Annotated in this window: 2 protein-coding genes; both read right to left on the bottom strand. The window is 67.0% G+C overall.

All coding sequences use genetic code 11. The features are described 5' to 3' along the window. Positions 1-343, bottom strand: a 343-nt coding sequence (locus KTN05_RS17495; protein ID WP_217330646.1) for a hypothetical protein, incomplete at its 3' end; no start/stop codon positions are given. Between the two features lie 145 nt (positions 344-488). After that, positions 489-1,217: a hypothetical protein gene (locus KTN05_RS17490; protein ID WP_217330645.1), complete on the bottom strand. Its 729-nt coding sequence runs from the start codon at positions 1,215-1,217 to the stop codon at positions 489-491. Between the last annotated feature and the right edge of the window lie 379 nt (positions 1,218-1,596).

Genomic DNA, 1,596 nt, shown 5'->3' with positions numbered 1-1,596 from the left:
GACGCTGCATCATCTGTGCGCCCCGCCGCGATCCGAGCAGGATATAGAGCACCGGGATGGGCGTGACCTGCAACAGCTTGCGCGGATGCCGCGCAGCGCAGCCGAGCGCTGCGAGATCGGCCTGAAGTGCCGCGCAGTATTCCGTTCGCAGCGCCTCAGCCCTCAATCGCCTGGGACCGTCCGCGATCGAAAGTGAGGCGAAAGCCTGCAGATGATCCGACAGGAACAGCGACAAACCCCAGGGTGCCGCGATGTCGCAGAAGCGATAGGCGGCATCGACGCGTTCATGCGCGAGCCGCGTGTCGTCCCGCAATCTGGTTCGGAGGCTGTAGCCCAGGTTCAAGTCGGTCCTTCCGCGATATATGGCGAAATGCGTGGGGAACGGAGATCACACCCTTGCGACCGGAGTGCTGGTGTCAAGGGTGAGCCGCCGATGATCGCTCATCCCGCGCGCCAGTTCTGCGGCGCCTTCTGCAGCCGCCTGCGCATCAGTGCAGTCCGGCATAGGCAAGCGCAAGGATCAGGGCAGGACCCTCGGGTGTTTCGAGATCGGCCAATGCGGCACCCTGCCACAAGGGGGTCTTGCCGGCCAAGGCCGCGGGATCGGTGCCGGTCAACCCGTGCCAGGGCCCGAGGAACGCGACCTGCAGCATCGCGCCCTCCTGCGCCTCCAATGCGTCAACGATGGTCTTACCGGCGGGCGTATCAAGGGCTGAGACCCTGTCGGTCAGAAGCGGCTCCAGCACCGCGGCATCGCCCGCCTGCAGCAGGGTCGGGACGAAAAGTGCCACGACCGACGCCTGTCCATTGGCCCACGCCACGGGTCCGCAGGATCGCGCCCGGCGAGATTCACGACGCCCGGCTCTCCGTTGGCGATCATCCCCGATGGACGTTCTGCAAAGCCCCGCTCCGGCAGGCTGGAACGCCGTCGTGGCCGCGTTCTCGTCGGCAAACCCCCAGATCGACACCGCGCCCGGCGGCTGCCCTATTCCGGCAACGAATGCTAGTGCGGCGCCGTCGACCCCGGATTTCTCTGCAAAGGTTTCCGCGGTGCCGACCGCAAGTGCCTCGGCCGGGCAGATGCCGCCGCTTAGCAGGGCGCGGGCCAGCGCCTCGCGCCCCAGCGTCCCATCGCCAGCTTCAGCCAGCGCTGGCAAGTCGAGATACCGCGCCACGTCCGGGGAGAGGCCGGAAAACACCGTAGCGGGCAGGACCAACAGTCGTGCGCGCAGATTCGAGTCTTCGGCCAGCGCCGGGGCGCCGGCAACAAGGGCGAGCGCCAGCGCAGGGCGAATCGGGTTATCATCTTCTCCGTCATCAGGGTTGCGAGGGTGAATTGGGGCAGGTCACGACGTAATCCGCTACTCCGGGACCTGCAGGACGTTCCACATTCCCGAAAGTCAGGACCGAGGCGGTCGCGGCGCCCCGAACGAACGTCTGGCTGCAGAAACCGAATCCGGTGCCGGAACAATGTTCGGTCCCCGTGAAGCCCCTTGCAGCAGCGCTGGATGCCGACGGGCGCGGCGAGCGGGTCACGTTGGAAGGCCCGCGCGGCGTTCGCCTGCAATCCAGCGCGGTGCAGACCTTCGCGCTGGC

The sequence above is a fragment of the Paracoccus sp. Z118 genome (assembly GCF_019061185.1).
Classification (GTDB): domain Bacteria; phylum Pseudomonadota; class Alphaproteobacteria; order Rhodobacterales; family Rhodobacteraceae; genus Paracoccus.
The sequence above is the reverse complement of the archived record's forward strand: the minus strand, read 5'-3'. Positions and strand labels throughout refer to the sequence as shown.